Origin of the sequence: Rhodopirellula baltica SH 1 (assembly GCF_000196115.1) — a bacterium.
In the GTDB taxonomy this organism is placed as follows: domain Bacteria; phylum Planctomycetota; class Planctomycetia; order Pirellulales; family Pirellulaceae; genus Rhodopirellula; species Rhodopirellula baltica.
In genome coordinates this window covers 334,896-354,781 of record NC_005027.1, presented here as the reverse complement: position 1 = coordinate 354,781, position 19,886 = coordinate 334,896, and the positions used below count along the sequence as shown (strand labels likewise).

Genomic DNA, 19,886 nt, shown 5'->3' with positions numbered 1-19,886 from the left:
ACCTGACGCTCTTTGTCGTTGGTGTCAGCTCACCAATGTGATTCCGCCACTCGACAATTCTGAAAGTGTTCAGCGTTGGGCGAGAATGGAATCCGCAAAGCGGCGGTTGCTGTTGCAGTTGGAAGATCTGGGATTGCCTCCCTACGTCGCGGATACACAGATGACTCATCCACTTTTGTTTGAGTTTTTGGAAAACACCGTGGACAAAAAGGGCAAGCCGAAGAAGGTGATCACGGGACACCAAAATGGTTTGATCACAATCAACTTGGCCGAAGCTGACAGTGTGCATCGGGAACGATTGCGAGTGAAGCTCGGAGAGCCACAACGCACGCTGATCGGGCACATGAGGCACGAGGTTGGTCACTACATCGATTGGGCTTGGGCCAGTCGAGTTGCGCCCGACGAATACCACGCCCTCTTTGGTGATCCCGATTCGGTTGATTATGGAGAAGCGATGAAGAAGCACTACGAGGTGGGAGCACCGGCCAATTGGGCCGACAACCACGTCAGTGCCTATGCGACGATGCACCCTTGGGAAGACTTCGCTGAGACGGTAAATGTTTATCTGGACATCATGGCGATCGCGACAACTTCGAACGAATTGGCCGGTCGCAATCTAGATCTATCCGCCAGTGCTGATCATCGAGAATTGGTGAATTCGGTGCTGCAAATTGTGCTTGAAGTCAGCGAATACAACTTTGACTTGGGGCTTGCTCCCTTGTTGCCGGAACGCTTACCGCCTGCGGTGCTAGACAAGCTGGCCTATGTCCATGATCTGCGAAGTAAGGTTGCTCCGGAGATAGCGGAGCAGACCGCGGTAGCGAACTGATGGACCGCGTCGAATGATCAGGCTGCTTTGATCCACTCGCGTTAGAAGGTCCTATGAAAAAGTAGTGAAGAACTCGGACGTTGATTCGTTGACACACGTGTTTTGCAACGGAAAACATGTGTGACGATCACGTCCGAGTATGAATTCCAAGACCAGGGCTCCATGACTGTCTTGCCAAAATTGGCTGCGGCGATACGTACAATTGCCGGCGACAACTGACCGCTGCCTTGGAGCTTTTTTTATGAGCCACGACCCATTCGACCAACCCGCTGTGCATCCAAATTCGTCTCCGACCTCGGCTTCAACGGCGTATTCGGCCGGGATGGGCATTGACGGCCAAGCGGCCGATTTGATTGAAACCGGTGTTTGGAAAAAGGTCCTGATCGGGGCGGTCGTCACCCCGGTGGTTGTCGGGGGCATGACTCGGAGATTCATGGTTCGAAATGCGGACAAGCAATATGATCTCGACCCGATCGCCATTGGACTGCTGCTGGTCCTGTCCTCGGTCGTGGGCGGATTGTTGGGAGCCTTGTTGGCGTGGAAGGACCGTGTGGAGTATCGCCGGGCGAACAATCTGCCGATCAGTTTCCCCTCCAAACTGCTATTTGGCTATGGCATCATTTCGTTGGTTCTGGTGTGGGTTCCAATCGCGATTTTTGCGACGCTACTTGTTTTGGTTTTGACGCTGTGAAAATCGCAGTGACAAGCGTGTGTGACATTCCGCTGTTGAAAACGCCCTTGTACACAGGGGCGTGAACCAATTGACCGCGTGATACGGATGGTTGAGGCCTTCTTTTCTTGGAAGCCTTTTCATGTTCGTGTCATCTGTCGCCATATCGAAGTTGCGAAATCCCGCTCCATCACGGGAGCGTGCATCGCGATCGCCTCGATGGAGCGAGTCAACTCGACCGGCATCGCCACAGGGTGCCGAGCAGGATCAGAGTTCTGAAGAAAATCCTCGATCTTTTCACGCACTCATATCTCGGTTACGAATCTGGGGACGCGAAACGCTGACGGAGATGCCGTCGTGGTTGGTCAGCATGGTCGTTCATCTGACCTTGCTGCTTGTGTTGGCTTTGATCGGACGCTCGACGAGCAAGGTCGGACAAATCGAATTGCTGTTTCGGCAATCGTCTGAAAGCTCCAGCATGGAATTGGCCGAGTTCACCATCGCCGCTGCGGCACCGTTGGAATCGTTCGAACGTTCCATGGAAGAAGAGCGAATTGCCACCACACAGTTGGTCTCGATCGACGTGATCGACGCGGAAGCCGAGATGTTCTCGCTGGTGCCAAAGTTGGATGCCAGTCTTTTTGATCCGGTGGTTGCTTCGACGGGCCAATTGGACAAGTCGAACAAGATGTTCCAGGGGCGATCCGGGACGATGAAGGAACGTCTGCTGAGGATTTACGGAGGCGACGAGACGACCGAAGACGCTGTTGCAGCGGGCTTGGTGTGGTTGAAGCGTCAGCAACTTCGCAACGGCAGTTGGAGTTTGCACGGGCCGTATGCCAACGGTGCTCGCGGCGAGAACCAAATCAGTGCGACAGCGATGGCCATGCTCGCCTTCATGGGCGCTGGAAGCACACACCGTGGTGGTCAGTACCAGAGAGAGTTGTTGCGAGCGGCACGATGGTTGGTGGCCAATCAAGACGACCAAGGCTTTCTGGCGGGATCGACGATGGGCCACGAACGAATGTACTCGCAAGCCCAAGCAACGATTGTGCTTTGCGAACTGTACGCGATGACCGGCGATTCGTGGATTCGTCCCTACTCGCAATCGGCATGTGATTTCGCCGTCGCGTCGCAGTCTCGACAAGGCGGTTGGCGCTATCAACCTCGACGAGACAGTGATACATCGGTCACCGGATGGTTCGTCATGGGCCTGAAGAGCGGCGATGCTGGCGGATTGGAGGTCGATCCCTCTATCTGGCCCAAGATTGAACGCTACTTCGATTCAGTCAGCCAGGGCTACTCAGGAGGCTATTCCTACATGCCAAACGTCGCCGCCAGTCCCTCGATGACTGCGGAAGGCGTCTTGTGCCATCAGTACCTCGGTCGGCATCGCAACATGCCGGGAATGGTGCAAAGCTTGGGATCTCTGGTAGAGAATCATCCCATCAACACCAGAGAAGCCGATGTCTACTACTGGTACTACGCGACCCAAGCGTTGCATCATTACGGTGGACCATTGTGGAAACAATGGAACGAAAAGATGAAAGCGACGCTGCCGGCACGTCAAGAGAAACAAGGTCGAGAGCGTGGGAGTTGGTCACCCACTGGCGATGCTTGGGGAAGCTACGCCGGGCGGTTGTACACAACGTGTCTGTCGATCTATTGCCTGGAGGTCTACTACCGACATCTACCGCTCTACGAACCAGTTGAAACGGAGTGAGGTTTGGTTGGCTTTCATGGAGGAACCGTGGCATGGTCTTCCAGCCTGCGACTACGCGGAACACAGGCTGGAAGCTTTCACCGAAACGGTTCATGCGAATGCAGGTGCCAACAATTCAAGGTGATATTCATCCAACGCGACGTGGTCCTGTTAGGATTGGCCGCCGTTGCCTTTGCCGGATGGTTTGAGCTTTGGGTGTGCTAGCACAAACCGCATTTGATCAATCGAAGGAGGCTTGACCAGATGCTCGTCAAAGCCGGCGGCCTCGCTCTTCAATCGATCTTGATCCTGTCCATACCCAGTCAGCGCCACCATCAAAATGTCATCGAACTGAGGATCTTGCCGGATCGCAGCGGCGACTTCATAGCCACTCAAACTAGGCAACCCGATGTCCAACAGGACGATCTCGGGATGCACTTCACGAATCAGTTTCAGTGCTGCTTCGCCATCGTTAGCAGTGTGCACTTCGTGAGCACCGAGTTTTTCAAACAGTTTTGAGAGCAGTAGGACTGCACCCCGATTGTCATCGATCACCGCGATTCGGCGTGTTTGACCGTCACTTTGCAGTTCCAGCGGAACATTTTGATTGGGTTCGGGAGGCGAGGCAATCGGCAGTTCGATGTGGAAGCTGCTGCCTTTGCCGAGACCGTCGCTTTCGGCATGGATATTCCCGCCGTGCATCTCAAGGAGTTGTTTGACAAGCGTCAGCCCAATTCCCAGGCCACCCTTGGAACGGTCGAGGGAGCGATCGGATTGGGCGAACAGCTCAAAGATGTTCGGGAGGAATTCCTGGTCGATGCCGATCCCTTCGTCTTTGATCTGAATGAACAAAGACTCATTCTTCACGGATGCAGACAGTTCAATCGCTCCGCTTCCGTCCATGTACTTCGTCGCATTGCTGAGAAGGTTTTCGAGTACCTGAACGATACGAACCGGATCCGCTTCCAACCAAACCGTCTTTTCCGGCAGAGTGATCGTGAGCGAATGCCCGTGAGATTCAATCACATCGCGGACCGCATCGATGGCTTTTCGAACCGTCGATTGAAACTCAATCCGTTCCTTGCGAAGTTCAACTTTGCCTCGCATGATTCGCGAAACATCGAGGAGGTCATCGACCAACCGCACGACGTGGGTCACCTGTTCCTGCATCACTCGAACGACATCGCGGTGTTCGTCATCATCCGCGATTGCGAGAAGATCCAATCCACTTCGGATCGGAGCCAAGGGATTGCGTAGCTCGTGCGCGAGCATGGCCAGGAATTCGTCCTTGCGACGATCGGCGTCGTGGAGCAATTGCTGCGTCTCACGCAATTCGTTGACGTCGGTGTTGGTTCCGAACCACCGCACGATCGTGCCTTCTTCGTCACGAATGGGGACAGCACGTGAGAGGAACCAACGGTACTGACCGTCTCGACCTTTGAGCGGGAAGGTGTCTTCCCAAACCTCGCCGGCGGTAGCGGCACGCTGGATCCGTTCGACCACTCGATCGACGTGATCGGGATGGTGAACCTGTCGCCAACCCCAACCTTGCATTTCCTCAAAAGTGCAACCGGTGTATTCGTACCAGCGTTGGTTGTACCAATTGCACTCGCCCAGGTCGCAGCAGGTCCAAGCCAGTTGTGACATGTTGTCGGCGAGCATTCGGAATCGAACCTCGCTCTCACGCAGAGCGTCCGCGGCTTGTTGCAGACGTGTGGTGTCAAAGAAATAGCAGACCACACCGTAGCTGCCGTCGGCCAAAGTGATGCGATTGACTTGCCACTCGTAGGATTCTGTTTCGCCCAAGTCCTTGCGTTTTTCCGTCAGTCCCGGTGAAACATACGGTTCGCCGGTTTTCAGTGTGTGCCGGAAGATCCGAACGGCTTCACTGGCAAATTCAGGCGGCCAGATCGTGTGCATGACTTCTTCAAAGTCTCGCCCGATGACCGGTTGGACGTTCTGGAATGCGGGGCCCGCTCCCAAACTGACTTGTGCGATCTTGAAGTCGCCGTCGACCAAGTAAATTCCCAGAGGGGATTGCTCGATCACGGTAAGGAGCGTTTGCGTGGCGCGATGCTGAAACTCTTCGCTCTGCTTTCTTTCGGTCACATCAGTGCCGGCACCAAACCATTCAACGACATTGCCGGCGTCATCCAGAATCGGGACCGCTCGACTGTGCATCCACCCGAGTGTTCCATCGATCCGAATGACGCGGTGTTCCAGTTCGTAGAACGATTGCTTTTCAACAGAATTTTGGACAACCTTTCGAACTTCGGTTTGATCGTCGGGGTGAAAGTAGTGATCCAACCAGGAACGACTCGGTTCGGTTGTGCTATCGATAAAGGCACGCCCTTCCAACATGCCCATTTCGCTCCAATCCGCATTCATCCGAAACACGATGTCGGATGTCGCCTGAGTGAGTGCTCGAAATCGTCGTTCGTTCTCGCGAAGGGTGGCTTCGGATCGCTTGCGTTCGGTGATATCGCGTGTGACCGCCAACTGGACGGTTTCGCCACTTGTCAGTGAAAGCGGCACCGCATGGGTTTCCATGTGTCGGCGACTGCCTCGCAAACCGATGATGTCGAATTCCAAGACGCCACTGTGGCCACTGCAAACTCGCTCATTGAACTCACGAAAGCAATCAAGGAATTCGGGGGCGATCAACTCGTAGACTGAGTTACCCGCAACATTGGCGGTCGGGTTCGCTTCGATCATTTTCAGGCCCGCCGCGTTCATCTGTGTGAGCGTGCCGTCGGACTTCACAACCTTGATACATTCTGGTGTCGTGTCAAAAATCGCTTGCAGGTAGTGCTCTCGTTCCTGGATCGCTTGTTCGGCATTGCGTCTTGCGGTGATATCCACCGCGACGGCGATCAGTTTGGTAGGTTTTCCTGAGGCGTCAGTTGCGACATACCCGCGTTCCTCGATCCAAACGATCTCGCCATTGTCGGGCCGAATGATCCGAAACTGAGTCTGAAATTCGCGAGAACCTTGCAGCGTGTTTCGGATGGTCTTCTCGACCGTATCGATATCGTCTGGATGAACGAGTTTCCGAGCGGTTGGACCAGTCGCGTGATCGGACAACGACTTGATTCCAAAGATCTCAATCGCATTTTCGGAATAAAGAACCGTGTCGGCCGAGATGTCCCATTCGACGGCAACCATTCGTGAAGCCAGCAGTGCCATTTGCAACCGAGACTTCTGACGTTGCAGCATGTCAGCCGATTCGTTTTTCACCCTCGCTCGTCGAATGATCGAGTCAACTCGAGCTAGCAGTTCGTGTTCGTTGATCGGAGAGCACAGAATGTCGCTGCGACCAAACTCAAAGACTTGCTGCCAAGTTGTCGGATCGATCGGGCTGGCTTCATCCGCGACCAACACGAAAGGTACGCCGCGAAGTTCGGCGTGGGCACGAGTTTGAGCGAGTAGTTTGACGCCGGAAACTTCGCGAAGATCAAAGCCAGCAACGACGGCGTCAAAGCGTCCTTGGGTCAGTTGTTGCCATGCCGATTTGCCGCCATCCACCGTGACCAAATCGTGTTGGCGATCGAGGACCTGTTTCAGGTGTGCTCGTCGTTGGTCATTGCTTTCGGCAATCAAAATTGCGGATCGATCTTCCTCCATCATCGGCTCTCGTTTCGCATGCCGCCAATTTACGTTGTTCGTCAGGGAAGCGACGAACAATCGTGCCCAAGCAGCATGCTACCAGTTTGTGAATTTCAGACATACATCCTACTCTTCTGCAAACTTTCGGGCGGAAGGCTCACCCGAAAAACTGCCGGGGAGGTTCAGCGGTTTTGAGCGGATACGATCACACGAAAGGCTAGTCGTCTTGGGAAAGGCAATAGAGTGATTGATCGCTCCGTAAATAGAGTTTGCCATCTGAAACGGCGGGAGACGCGTTGAAGTCCGAGTCATCAGATTCGAACTTGTTCTGTGCGATCGGCGTGAACGAGTCGCCCGGTCGATAGACCACGGTTCCACTTCGACGAGTAACCACATAGATGTGGTCACCGATGAGGACTGGTGAGGCGTAGACAGGCCGCCCGCTCTCGAGATTGTTCACCCGTTCACGATAGATGACTTCGCCGTCTTTGGCTGACGTGCAGTAGGCGATTCCCCGGTCGTCGATCCAGTAAAACCGGTCCTCGTGCAATAACGGTGTCGCAACGTAGGAACTCGATCGGTTGGTCCAGAGCACGTGAGAGTCGGTCACGTCATCATCACCGCCAACTCGAACCGCGATGCTACCGGACGCGCGGTATCCACCGAAGCTGTAAACGGTGTCGCCGTCAACGATGACCGAGGGCGACACATTGCCGGTCATTGGCGATTCGGCGAACCAATTCAGTTTGCCGGTCCTGGGGTTGAGCGACCAGATTTCAGAGGGCACGCTGATCACCAATTCGGCATCGCCACCGGCGGTTGTTGCCACGCGAGGTGTTCCGTAGGTCAACTCCAGCATGCCGGCTTCCTGACGCCAAAGTTCCTCTCCGGTGTTTTTGTCCAACGCCATGATGGCGCTGGATTCTTCCGCAGCGTTCACGATGACCATGTTCTCAAACATGACCAAGCTGGCTGCGGAGCCCCAACGACGGTTGCTGGATTCTTTCCCAACGTCGACGCTCCAAATTTTTCGGCCGTTGAAATCGAGACAATGAACACCGCCTTTGCCGAGAAAGACAAAAACGTTCTCTCCGTCGGTCACCGGAGTGTTGCTGGCGTAACCATGTTCGGTGATGTAACCCTGGTAACCGTCTTCGCGGTAGTCGATTGGAAAGTCAGCAGACCAGAGTGGCTTGCCCGTGCTCTTGTCGAAGCACAGCACTTGTCGCTTGGGTGTGGCACCCTCGGCGACATAGCACGTCATGATGATTCGGTTGCCGACAATGATCGGGCTGGAAGATCCACTTCCTGGCAGATCCACCTTCCAGGCCAAATTGGTTGATTCGTTCCAGTTGGTCGGAACGACTTCGTTGGAGTGTGCGGTTCCGGCGGGGCCGAGGAATTCGGGCCAATCTCCGGCGCGGGATTGATTCAATGTTGCGAACAAGCAAACGAATGCGACTAGGAATCGGGTCACCGAAAAGCCTTTTGACAAGAAGAGAAGTAGTGGAGGGGGACAAGTCGTCAATCAACGGCCGGATGTCTCACTGATTGACCGGAGTGGCAACTTCTTTCAATTTCGCGATGGCACGAACCCAGGTCATTCGAGCGGTTCCTGTTTTCATATCCATCAAGCTGCCAATCTCTTCAAACGACAGTCCTTGCAAATTGCGGTACACGATCACGTCTCGGTATTTGTCTTTCAGCTTTGATAGCTGAAGCGACAACGCGTCTGCCATCTCGCGTTGGTGCATGTCCTCGCTGGGTGTGTTGCCTTTGGCGGTGACGAAATGGGACAGCCTCGCCATACTGTCATCAAGTCGTTTGGCCATTGATTCCAATGCGACTTCGCGGCGAAGGTCACGTTTCTTGGCGTGAAAGTGTCTTTCGATGGCATGACTCAAGCAATTGCTGAGAATTTGCCGCAACCACGCCAACCATTCTCCTTCGGTTTTGCCTCGGAATTGATCGAAGTCGCGGTGTGCGGCCAACATCGCTTCTTGCACCAAATCGGAACTGCTCATTCGTCGACGAAGTCGGCCGTCAATTTGTGCCTGCGACAGAAGGCTGAGATAGCTCTGGTACATCTGCAGCAAGTCCCCCAGCGACTGACGATTTCCTTGTCGAACTTCGTCAATGCGCCGCTCGACGGAGCCATCCGTGGAAGACGGATCAAGTGTATGAATGGACATGGGGCGGCTCGGGGGTGGATCGACTTCAGATTGTTCTGAAACCCAATGCGTCGTCGGTGGGGCGACCGGGCCAAGGAATGGAGGACGATTTTGAAAAGTTTTTGCAACAAAAAAATGTCCATCGACATTTGTGGGGATTTTCTCGTCCGAAGTGTTGCGCATTGTGTCGCGAATCGTACCTGTAAGCAGAGGCGTGTCGCTTTCGGCTGACGCGGCTTGCCCTTCTCTCTTCTCTTCTGAAAACCGCACGGGTATCGCGATGACAAAGTTCTGGAATCGTTGGATCGGAGGCCACCAATCATCTCGTTCAAAGAATCGGCGGCGAAGTTCGCAGCGGCGTCGATTGCGGACCGAGACGCTGGAAACGAGGAAATTGCTGGCCGCCAATTTGTTCCACAATGAAGCTTTTCCAGAAGACGTCAACGAAGACGGTCAGGTGTCTGCGATCGACGCGTTGGCGATCATTAACCAGATGAACAGTGACGGGGTGAGCGGATTCAGTTCCCAATTGCAGGGAGCCGATGGCGCGGGTTCGGAAGGTCAACGCGTCAATCAATCACGTCCTTCCCGTGGCCGGATGACGGATGTCAACAACGATGGTCGTGATACGGCGCTCGATGCATTGATGGTGATCAATCGACTCAACCGCGATCGCGACTTCCACGGTGGTCATGATCAGCCGCAGGATCGTCCTGACAATCCTGATGAAACGGATACCGTTGCCGACGAAGTCCGATCGATCGATGGAACAGGCAACAACGTGGAGAATCCTGAGCTTGGATCGACTGATACGGAGCTACTGCGGGTCGCTGAGAATGACTATGCCGACGGTATCTCAGAACCCAGTGGTGAAGACCGACCAAGTGCACGTGAGATCAGCAACGCGTTGGCCGCGGCGGACCCCGATGGAACCACAAACAATCGCGATCTGAGCTCATTCGTTTTCGCGTGGGGCCAATTCATCGATCATGACATCGACTTGTCTTTGTCACCTGACGTCGATGGGGAATCGTTTGACATTGATGTACCCGCAGGTGACGCCTACTTCGACCCATTCAACACGGGCGAAGCCACGATTGGTTTGACACGCTCCGATTTCGCGGAAGGAACAGGAACTTCCGTCGACAATCCGGCTGAACAAGTCAACGCGATCACGGCTTGGATTGATGGTTCGCAAGTTTATGGCAGCGATCAAGAAACCGCCGATGCACTGCGTGAGTTCGTCGGTGGGCGTTTGCTGATTACGGACGACGGATTGTTGCCAACGGATGAAAACGACGGACTGCTGGCGGGTGACATTCGTGCGGCCGAGAACGTTGTGCTGACATCCATGCACGCGTTGTTCTTGCGAGAACACAACCGATTGGCGGATGAAATCTCTGCGGAAGATCCTTCGCTCAGTGATGAGGAGATCTACCAACAAGCTCGGGCAACCGTCATCGCGCAGATGCAGTCGATCACGTTGAACGAATATTTGCCCGCATTGTTGGGTGAAAACGCGATCGCGGAATACACCGGGTACGACTCAACCGTCGACCCATCGATTGCTAATGAATTCTCGACTGCCGCGTTCCGGTTTGGTCACACGACGCTCAATGAAGAATTCCGATTCGTTGACGACGATGGCAACGAGACGGCCGAGTCGATTGCCCTCGCCAATGCCTTTTTTCAACCGGGTTTATTAGAAGACACCGGAATCGACCCACTGTTGAAATATGCCGCGTCGACCTTGTCACAAGAAGTGGATTTGGAGGTGGTCGATAGCCTGCGGAACTTCTTGTTCGGGCCTCCCGGAGCCGGCGGATTTGATCTGGTATCGCTCAACATTCAGCGTGGTCGCGATCACGGATTGGCTGATTTCAACTCGACGCGAGAAGCGTATGGATTGGAAGCAGTCGATTCATTCGATCAAATCACCAGTGATGCCGACGTAGCTGCCAATTTGGAAGCCTTGTACGGAGATGTGAACAACATCGATCTGTGGGTTGGCTTGTTGGCGGAAGACCATACCGAGGATGGATCGTTGGGCGAAACCGCGACAGCCATCATCGCGGATCAATTCGAAAGGCTTCGTGATGGCGATCGGTTCTGGTACGAAAACACCATGACTGATCGCGAAGTCCGCGACATTGAAAACACTTCGTTGGGTGACATCATCGCTCGAAACACCAACGTTGATTCATTGCAGGAAAACGTGTTTTTCTTCTCACCAACGATTACCGGTTCGGTGGTTGCTCAGCAGCCGTTGACGCCACAAAACAACAACCGTGGGCAGCTTCTTCGAGACGGGGACGCCGGGATCGTGCCGGATTCGGATGTGGATCTGTTGGCTCGCGATCAGTCCAGCAACCGGCCTGGCCAGCGCGATCGTCGGGATGACAGCAGCGCCGAACCGATGGTTGGCGTGATGGTGGAACTGCTTGACAGCAACGGCGAAGTGGTCGATACCGCGATCACTGACGAACGTGGGAACTACCGCTTCAATGACTTTGCTGAGTCCGGATCGTACACCATCCAGATGGCGACATCAGAAGAGTACACCGTGCTTGGTAGTGGTTCGCTCAGCGTGCAAGTCAGCAACGGTGAAGAGTCTCTTCGCGGGATGGACTTTGCCGTGTTGGTGTAAGCGGGAACGTTCAGCCTTGCTCGATCAGCTTCAACGATGCTTGCCGAAGTTGATCGAGTTGGGGACGTAGCGTCGACTGCGTGCCGGTAATGGTCCGGCACGCCTCTTCATGTAGCAACAGTGCTTCGATCAGATCAAACCAAGGTGATGAACGTGCCATTTGACTTGGGCGTTGTAGTTTCTCGAGTTGCTTTTTCAAGTTTTGCGAGGCACGATCCAGGGTTTGTCGGGCCAGTTCAGAGTTGCCCTGGTGGTGATAGGCAAGGGCCAGTGGCGAATCGACAATGTAGTTTGCCGGCCAACGATGATCGGACGCAGCATCTAGAAGCAGTTCAGCGGCGGATTCGTACTCGCCAGTTCGAAGTTCAGCCAAGCCGGTGCTGTATTGACAAACGCTCAATGGAGAATCCTCGGTCGGTGGGAGTCGTCCGAGGTAATCTCTCTTTCGAGGATCATCCGATGACCGAGATCGATTCTCACGCCGGGGCGGTTCAAATTCGCGTTGCCATAACCAAACGTGGGCCAAATCCGAAATCGCTTTGCGATCGATCGACGATTCAGTCGTGTCGCTGGCCGCCAACCCACGGATGAGCAACCAATGAGGCCGCTCCGGTTCGTTCAGCAGTTGCGTTTGATATTGCTCTGCCAATTGACGGTATTCCTGGGTGTATCCCTGATAAAGAAACAACGCCGGGACGCCCCACCATTGTGGCTGGAAGGTTCTCGCTCCGGTGTCGAGTGCGATCGCGTAGTCTTGAGCGGCTTCTGGCCAAAGACGCAATCGAGAAAACAGCTGAGCTCGTTGGACCCGTGGCAAGTCGTAGCTGGGTTGGATTTCAACCGCGGCGTCAAAATCTCGAGCGGCTTCTTTCCATTGTCCTGAGTTGGCGTGCGTTTGGCCGCTGGCGACCAATTCGTTGGCAACCGTCAAACCTTCCGCGAATCTTTCGACCTTCTGTTTCGCGGCGATCGCCTCTGTTTTCGCGATCATCGCATCACGGAGTGCTTCGTCTTTCGCGTTGCGTTCGTGAATGGCCTCCGACATTTGCCAAAGACTCGCAGCAGTGCCCAGTACCAACGTGCAGCCGACCAAGGTGGCGGTACCGATGACCACGCGATTGCGGCGAGCGAACTTTTGAAACTGATAGAATTTGCTGGGCGGTCTGGCGGTGACCGGTTCACCGTTGAGGTAGTGGCGAATGTCATTGGCCAACGACGCAGCGGAATCGTATCGACGCGTCCGGTCTTTTTCCAATGCCTTCATCACGATCCAATCCAGGTCACCCCGCAGATCGGAACTCAGACTTCGTGATTGCGAGGCGCCCGCACCGTGGTTCTGAAGACCCAAGCTGCGAATGCGTTCTGCGGTCAAAGTCGACAACCGGGTGCTTGGACGCGGCGGCTCTTCTTCGCGAATGATTCGCCGCATTTCGTCTAAGCCGGCCGAATCCAAACGGCCGCGATCAAACGGCGTGGCGCCGACCAGCAACTCATACATCAAAACGCCGAGCGAGTAGATGTCGCTTCGGGTGTCGACGTCCAGGCTGCTCATCTCGGCTTGTTCGGGACTCATGTAAAGCGGTGTCCCGATCATTGAAAAGAACCGCGTGTAAACCGTCTTGTCCGTCAGTTTTTGATCCAGCGCTTTTGCCACACCGAAGTCGATCACCTTCGCGACCGCCCGATCGTCATGCAGTGTCACCATGACGTTGGATGGTTTGATGTCTCGGTGGATAACGCCTTTTTGATGAGCATGATGGACGGCGGAACACACATCGATCATCAGATTCAAACGTTCGCGAACGTCCATCTGTTTTTCGTCACAGAATTCGGTGATGGGGAGTCCCCGCACTAATTCCATGACGAAGTAAGGCCGATAATCGGCGGTCACTCCCGCGTCGAAAACTTGGGCAATATTGGGATGATTCATCAAAGCGACCGCTTGTCGTTCAGCCTCGAACCTCGCGATCACTTCTTTGGATCCCACACCCGGTTTGACAATCTTCAACGCGACGCGTCTGCGGACCGGACTTTCTTGTTCCGCGACAAAGACCAGCCCAAACCCACCTTCGCCAATTTGTTCACGGAGTGTGTAAGTGCCGATTTGCATGCCGATGTGATCGACGAGTTCCGCCGGGGCGGGGGCCGCGAATGATGGGAGGCTGCGGTTGGCTCCGATTGGATGATCCAGCAAAGCAGCAGGCTGATCATGAGCGGCGATCAATTCCTCCATTGTCTTCCGGAGCGCAGCGTCACTTCCGCAGGCTGAGTCCAAGTAAGCCTGCCGCTCGTCAGGGTTATCTTCCTCGATCGCTTGCAGGAAAATCGCTCGTTCAGTCGGATTGGTCATGGAACAATCGTAGCCGCAAATCGTTTCCTAGCGGGCTGTTAATTTAATGAGCCGCACCGCGCTAGCGCCGGTTAGTCAGGCGCCAACCGGGGCTAACGCCCATCGGCTAATTGTTGTCACTCGGTATACGACTAAATCAACAGGCTGCTAGGAACGGTAAGAAACCAACTCGTCGGCTCACGGTTCAAACGGCACACTCTCGGTTGCCACGCATGGCCCGCCACGCATTGGGGCGATGTCGTGCAATCGCGTTGGTGAAGGTGGTTGAGCCATCACCAGTGCGACAAAACCGAGCAAGAACAAGATGGGAGTCGCCAGCAACAGCCGGTTCTTTACGACGGCGAGTTCGAGCAGCGATATAGGAGCGGTCGGCGAGGGCGGGTTGCCAGCCATCAACGCAAACGTCGCTCGAATGCTATCGCTCGAGCGTCCGATGTTGTCGCAGTTCATCACTGAGGGCGTTGTGGTCGTTGATTGGGACGAGCATCGTCGCCTGCTTCCATTGGGGCGTGGCCTTGGGGCGGACGTGCCGTGCGAAGTTGGGTCAGTTGCTCGTCCGTCAGAATCGCGGCAAGTCGTCGATCGACATCGGCTTGCAACGCGGCAAGCTGACGAGATTGACGGTCGTTCAAGTTCAATGATAGCGCGACCGGTTCGGGCAATATCTGACCGGGTTCGGGTGGCGGTCCATGCTGGCCACCGCGTCCGCCTTGCGGTGGTTGATCCCCACCGGGATTACCCGGTCGAAGGTCACCGTTCATTGGTGGAGGTCCACCGCGACCAAGTTGATTGCCGCGACTTTGGTTTTGCATCACCGCCATCAATTCCGCCTTGGTGACGCTGCCGTCGTTGTTGGCATCCGCGGTGGTGAATAGTTGATAGATCATTTCAGGTGGTGGGCCACCCCGTCCATTCATTCCACCTTGTCCCCCGCGTCCAGGAGGCTGAGCAGCAAGAAGATTGGGAATGAAGATCATTCCCGCCACGACGAAGCATTGCAGTGTTCGATTCACGATTGGACCTTGGAAGAGAAGAGAGAGAAGGGCACGAGCGAATGAGGACGCAACGCAAGAAAACGGCCGCTGCACGATCGACAAGCCCCATTGGGAGAAGGGAACTTTGACCTCCTCATTCGCACGGAAAAGAGCAGATCAGGCATCGAAATAACATTTGCCGAAGACCTAATAACATTTGCCGAAGACCTAATGCGTCATCGGACGCTGCAAGGGGACACGCTTTCAAACCTTTTTTGGGGAATTGTGGCAATGCCGGAAAACATCGGGAAATCGTTGGCCTTTCGGCAAAAATAGGCCAAGAGTTCACTGCTGCCGCACCGACATCGGTGTTGCCGACCTGATGAAAACGCGAAGTGTTTGCGTGATATCAAGGCTCTCCATTGAAGGATCCCATCCGATGAATCTTTCCGGTCTCACCTCCTCCGTTAGCACTCAAGCCCTCTCAGCTCAGAGCTCCTCCACTCAGGCTCGCCGGCAAGGTCCACCGCCGCCGAGCGAAGAACAGTTGGCGAGTGCGTTGCAGAGCGTCGGGGTGGACGACACAACCGCCAATAAAGTGTTGGCCCAAATTGACGATGCCATTTCCGAGTTGCAATCGGAGTCGTCCGATGGCAACCAAAGCCAAGCGTTTCGGTCGGCGGTGGAAGAAGTCTTGGATGCCAATGGAATCGACTCGGCCGAAGTCGAACAAGCACTCCGGGCCAACGGACCATCCGGTCGCGGACGCCCTCAAGGACCACCGCCACCCAAAGACGACAGTTCAGCAAGCTCCATCGAATCAGCGTTGCTCTCGGCGGGTGTCGAGGAAGCGTCGGCCGATGAGTTGGTGAGTCAAATCATTGACTCGTTGGAACAGCTTGCCGCGGATTCAGATGGCAACGTGACCTCCGAAGAGATTCGATCGGCGTTGAACAGTGTGTTGGAAGAAAATAGCGTCGACACCGAAGCCTTCGCGCAGTCGTTGGCTGGTGACATCGATGAAGGTGGTTTTGTCATTGATCGCTATGTTTGATCGTTCGAAGTGCGAATCGGGCAAGGATTGCAAACCGGATTGATCGGCTATGATGAGGCCGATGAATCGAGATATCACGCGAATATTGACGGCCATCGACGAAGGCGATCCCAATGCGGCGGGGGATCTGCTGCCGTTGGTCTATGATGAATTGCGACGACTGGCCTCGAGCCGGATGAACCATGAGAAGCCGGGGCACACGTTGCAACCGACTGCACTGGTTCATGAAGCATTCCTGCGATTGGTCGGCGGGAATGATTCGCAACACTGGGACGGACGAGGCCACTTCTTCGCCGCCGCGGCGGAGGCGATGCGTCGGATTTTGATCGAGAATGCTCGCAGCAAGAAACGCACGAAACGTGGTGGAGACCTGGTCCGTCGCGAATTGAACAACGACGTTGCTTCGGTGGATTCCCATGACGTCGACGAACTGTTGACCCTGGACGAAGCGTTGAACAAGTTGGGCGGCGAAGACCCGGCATTGGCCAAGCTGGTCGAACTTCGCTATTTCACAGGCCTGACCATCGAAGAGACCGCTGAGATTCTCGGTGTCTCCGCACGAACGACCAAACGCAACTGGGCCTACGCGAGAGCTTGGCTGCAACGCGAGATGAACCATCCGTGAGGCCTGCTTGAATCATTTGTCGCGAGAGAAGACTTCGAGTGAACCGCCGATGCTTCCGACTGCGGCGAAGTGACGGCCGTCTGCAGACACGGCGAGCGACTGAATGTAACCTCGCTCAATGGATTGGCGCTGAAGCCTCGCGTTGCGTTGAAATTCCCAAACATCAACCTTCCCGCGTGCGCCAGCGAACAAGTGCTGATTGTCGGGAGCAAAACACATGGTCCACAACGTTTCGTTGCCGATCAAAGGCTCCAGTTCGCGGAATGTGTTCAGGTCCCAAACCCGGATGTTGTAAGTGTCCGCCACGGCCAGCCAGGCACCATCGGGCGAGAACGCAGCCGACTGCCCCGAAGCCCAAGATCGGTTCAGTGGACGCTTGCTGATCGGACTGCCGGTGTGCATGTCGGCTTCGACGAGCGTGGCTCCATCGGTTGCGAACATCGTTCTTTCGTCGGCTGAAAGGTGCACGGCCTTCACCGGTCCCTCGAAGTTCCCAATCATCGAGATTTCCTTTCCAGTTGCGATCTCCCAGCACCGAGCGACCTTTTTGCCATCGCCGGTCAATGCGTATCGTCCCGACGACGAGATGTCGATGCATTGGATCTCGCCATTGTGCCCAGGGAATTGTCCTGACGGGCGAAGCAGCCCCTTCTGGGTGACCGAGTAAATCACGATGTGCCCCGAGCTGCCACCGGCAATCAAGTGGTTCCCATCGGGAGTGAACGCGCACGCCGTCACCGCTTGGAGCATGTCCAGTCCGGTTAGCTCGCCTAGAACGCTTTCATGATCGATGTTGAATAAAGTGATCTTTCGATCCGGTCGCCCTGCCGCAACAACATTCTGATTGGGATGAATTGCGAGCGACTTCACTCCCCAACTGAGGTCGGAGAACTTTGCAACCGGCACCAATTTCGATCCCACCTTCATCGGCTCGGTGATTCCATTCGGAGGACGTGCGGCGGGCGTGTTCGATTTTGCGTCCCCTGCGGCGTGCATCGGATTTCCCGAGACAGTCGATGAAGCGGAACGAGGTTTGGAGATCGAAGCGACGGAGGGATTGGACCGGTTCGGGCGACTCACCACGTTCGCTTCAATCAACTGCAAGTCCACGCACGCGTCGGCAAACATTTCTTTGAAAACATCTCGCTTGATCGTGCCACCGCTGATCTGTAGCGAACTGAAAATCCTCGCCACTCGAGAAGCGTCTTGCAATCGTTCTAAAAACTCCTCAACCTGCAAACCAAATTCGCTGGCGACCTGTTCCAAATCGATGTCTTGAATGAATCGAGATGACATCGCGGAGATTGACTCGCCGCTGCGACTCAGCGTGGTGATCCCAAGATCGTCCAAAGCGTCAGCGAACCGCTTCGCATCTTGATCCATGATGCGATCCAATTCGCTGGCGTCGCGGTAAAGGGCCAAAATGTCATCGGCATCATCGAACGCGGACCGATTGGCTTGAACCGCCGGTCCAACTTCGTCTCGTTTGGGAATCATGCCGGCGTAGTGACACGACATGCAAGACACACCATTGGTCACCGTGCGATCCGGTTGTTTCGGGTCGCTGACGATTTGCGTTGGCCCTTGGTCAATGCGAAGCCCTTGCTCGTCAGTCAGCAAATAGCCTTGCAAACCGTTTGGAAGTGTGAAAATGATTTCGCCACCATCGTGCTTGAACGAATCGCGACGATGGCTCGGGCCGAGCGGGTACTCAAACAAATTTTGACGGCCTGTGTTGCTGGCGAAGTCGTAGCTCTTCCAATACGAACCGTAGGGAGACTTGTGCCACTCGATCAAACGGTTGTTCTGCGAGACGCCGGATCGGTTGAAGGCGGCACGAATGGCCATCTCTTGATTGATGTTGGCTTGCACGTTGACGCGAAGCATGTTTTCCAGATCCGCGTCTGTTTCAGGCAGGTTCAGCACGCTGTGATACAGCGGCGGCTTGGACGCAGCGAACACGAACCAATCCACTCGGACGAACGGCATGGTGGTTTCGGTCCGGTCAAAGCATGACTCCGCGTGGGGCGTCCGCGGCATCAGGAAGTACGGATTGGCTTCTTCGATCGATCGCCAAATGGTTTGAGTCCAATGAACTTGCCGCATGTCCAACCGGAAAACGGTGCGGGCGGAATCAATCGCTTCGGGAATGATCAGGTCCGCATTCCACGACAGACTATTGAGCAACTTCGCGAACGCGTTGCGATACGTTTGCAATTCGTCTTCGCTGACGCCCGAGTTGTACAAGTGCGTGAGAGTGAAGTACCGCATGAACCGTTGCGATCGCTCGGGTTGTTTTTGCAGGTCTTCATCGATCCACTGAACGAGCTGTTCATTGGACACGAAAGGACGAGTGGGTTCGTCATCGAATATTGGGGCTCCTGCAGCAATCCACTGCTCGATCACCTGAATGTCACGCTCGCTCAAACGAGGCTCTTCGCCGGACGGTGGCATGACGCTGTCATCGTCCGCTTGAATGCGTTCGAGTAACTGCGAGTCTTCCCCGGGGACTGCGATTGTTTTGACAAGCTTTCCTAGATTCACGACGAAGTTGAAGCCACCTTCGCTGGTCCCATCTTCGCCGTGGCAACGATGGCAGGCATCGCGAAGAAGCAATTCGGTTTGCACGGCCAAGTCCTTCGGAGAGACGTTCAGCGTCGACGCCGAATTCGGGGACGCTGCGGACGGCTTCCTGTCGGCAGGGCGATTGGTCGTGCGATTTGGCCCAGCACTTTTCGCGGCCAATTCTTTCAGGAAGGTTTGGTCCGCGTCGCTCAATTTCGCGATGGGAATGCTGATGATCTTTCCATCGGGACGTTCCAAGACAGCCTTGTCACCGTGAACGACCACCAACTTCGCCTCAATGCGATACTTCCCCGTCGCATCGGTCCATTCTCGTGCTTGCAAAGAAGAGAGGGCCGTGATCGCAAGCAGCAGCAAAAAGAACGTGAATCGCATGACTTCCGATCAGTCAAAAGAAAAGAGAGGCAAGACCTCCAGGCAACTCACAACGCCTGGCTGCCGTCGGGGAGTCCAGTATATCGAAGCCGCCACGACCGAGCGCAAGTCTCCAGGCGAAAACTCCCTTCAAGAGAAGTCATTCGTGGCCGCCACCTTCCCAGAATCACGTAGCCGACTGAGGCCCTCAGTCGGCCTGAGCGAACCAGTCGCAACAAGCGATTGATCTTCCCGGCATGCAGGACGCAACGACGTTGCAGACGTCTGTTGTTTGGCAGGGTGCTTATGCCGACAGAGGGC

Annotated in this window: 13 protein-coding genes; 6 read left to right on the top strand and 7 right to left on the bottom strand. The window is 55.1% G+C overall.

Annotated elements, in window-relative coordinates; translation table 11 throughout:
• Positions 1–37: 37 nt before the first annotated feature.
• From RB_RS01335 to RB_RS01325, 3 genes are all read left to right on the top strand, one after another.
• Positions 38–829: a putative zinc-binding metallopeptidase gene (locus RB_RS01335; RefSeq protein ID WP_261340186.1), complete on the top strand. Its 792-nt coding sequence runs from the start codon at positions 38–40 to the stop codon at positions 827–829.
• A gap of 241 nt (positions 830–1,070) precedes the next feature.
• Positions 1,071–1,520 (top strand): hypothetical protein, encoded by a 450-nt coding sequence (locus RB_RS01330; RefSeq protein WP_164921332.1) that lies wholly within the window; start codon positions 1,071–1,073, stop codon positions 1,518–1,520.
• 121 nt (positions 1,521–1,641) lie between these two features.
• The gene (locus RB_RS01325) at positions 1,642–3,222 is read left to right on the top strand and encodes a prenyltransferase/squalene oxidase repeat-containing protein (protein WP_231846102.1); all 1,581 of its coding nucleotides are present in this window, start codon (positions 1,642–1,644) and stop codon (positions 3,220–3,222) included.
• A gap of 150 nt (positions 3,223–3,372) precedes the next feature.
• Here RB_RS01325 and RB_RS01320 read toward each other — a convergent pair whose 3' ends face one another.
• The 3 genes from RB_RS01320 to RB_RS01310 form a co-directional block, all read right to left on the bottom strand.
• A complete protein-coding gene (locus RB_RS01320) occupies positions 3,373–6,828 on the bottom strand; it encodes a hybrid sensor histidine kinase/response regulator (RefSeq protein ID WP_164921330.1) in 3,456 nt (1,151 codons plus the stop codon).
• 196 nt (positions 6,829–7,024) lie between these two features.
• Positions 7,025–8,284, bottom strand: coding sequence for an outer membrane protein assembly factor BamB family protein (locus RB_RS01315; RefSeq protein ID WP_164921329.1), 1,260 nt, complete (start codon positions 8,282–8,284; stop codon positions 7,025–7,027).
• A 67-nt stretch (positions 8,285–8,351) separates the two neighbouring features.
• Positions 8,352–8,999: a sigma-70 family RNA polymerase sigma factor gene (locus RB_RS01310; protein WP_164921328.1), complete on the bottom strand. Its 648-nt coding sequence runs from the start codon at positions 8,997–8,999 to the stop codon at positions 8,352–8,354.
• A 193-nt stretch (positions 9,000–9,192) separates the two neighbouring features.
• Here RB_RS01310 and RB_RS01300 point away from each other — a divergent pair, with 193 nt between their 5' ends.
• Positions 9,193–11,625: a peroxidase family protein gene (locus tag RB_RS01300; RefSeq protein WP_164921326.1), complete on the top strand. Its 2,433-nt coding sequence runs from the start codon at positions 9,193–9,195 to the stop codon at positions 11,623–11,625.
• Between the two features lie 10 nt (positions 11,626–11,635).
• On the opposite strand, the gene RB_RS01295 is transcribed toward RB_RS01300, so the two are convergent.
• The 3 genes from RB_RS01295 to RB_RS01280 all read right to left on the bottom strand — a co-directional run bounded on the left by RB_RS01295 (position 11,636) and on the right by RB_RS01280 (position 14,988).
• Positions 11,636–13,975 (bottom strand): serine/threonine protein kinase, encoded by a 2,340-nt coding sequence (locus tag RB_RS01295; protein ID WP_011118002.1) that lies wholly within the window; start codon positions 13,973–13,975, stop codon positions 11,636–11,638.
• Positions 13,976–14,152: 177 nt separating this feature from the next.
• A complete protein-coding gene (locus RB_RS01285; RefSeq protein ID WP_164921324.1) occupies positions 14,153–14,425 on the bottom strand; it encodes a hypothetical protein in 273 nt (90 codons plus the stop codon).
• On the bottom strand, positions 14,425–14,988 hold the full coding sequence (locus RB_RS01280; protein WP_231846101.1) for an EF-hand domain-containing protein: 564 nt from the start codon (positions 14,986–14,988) through the stop codon (positions 14,425–14,427). Before RB_RS01280 ends, RB_RS01285 begins: the two co-directional genes overlap by 1 nt.
• A 400-nt stretch (positions 14,989–15,388) precedes the next feature.
• Here RB_RS01280 and RB_RS01275 point away from each other — a divergent pair, with 400 nt between their 5' ends.
• Positions 15,389–16,003: a hypothetical protein gene (locus RB_RS01275; RefSeq protein ID WP_164921323.1), complete on the top strand. Its 615-nt coding sequence runs from the start codon at positions 15,389–15,391 to the stop codon at positions 16,001–16,003.
• 61 nt (positions 16,004–16,064) lie between these two features.
• Positions 16,065–16,628, top strand: a complete 564-nt coding sequence (locus RB_RS01270; protein WP_007336412.1) for an ECF-type sigma factor — start codon at positions 16,065–16,067, stop codon at positions 16,626–16,628.
• Positions 16,629–16,640: 12 nt separating this feature from the next.
• On the opposite strand, the gene RB_RS01265 is transcribed toward RB_RS01270, so the two are convergent.
• Positions 16,641–19,586 (bottom strand): SHD1 domain-containing protein, encoded by a 2,946-nt coding sequence (locus RB_RS01265; RefSeq protein WP_011117996.1) that lies wholly within the window; start codon positions 19,584–19,586, stop codon positions 16,641–16,643.
• Positions 19,587–19,886: the final 300 nt, after the last annotated feature.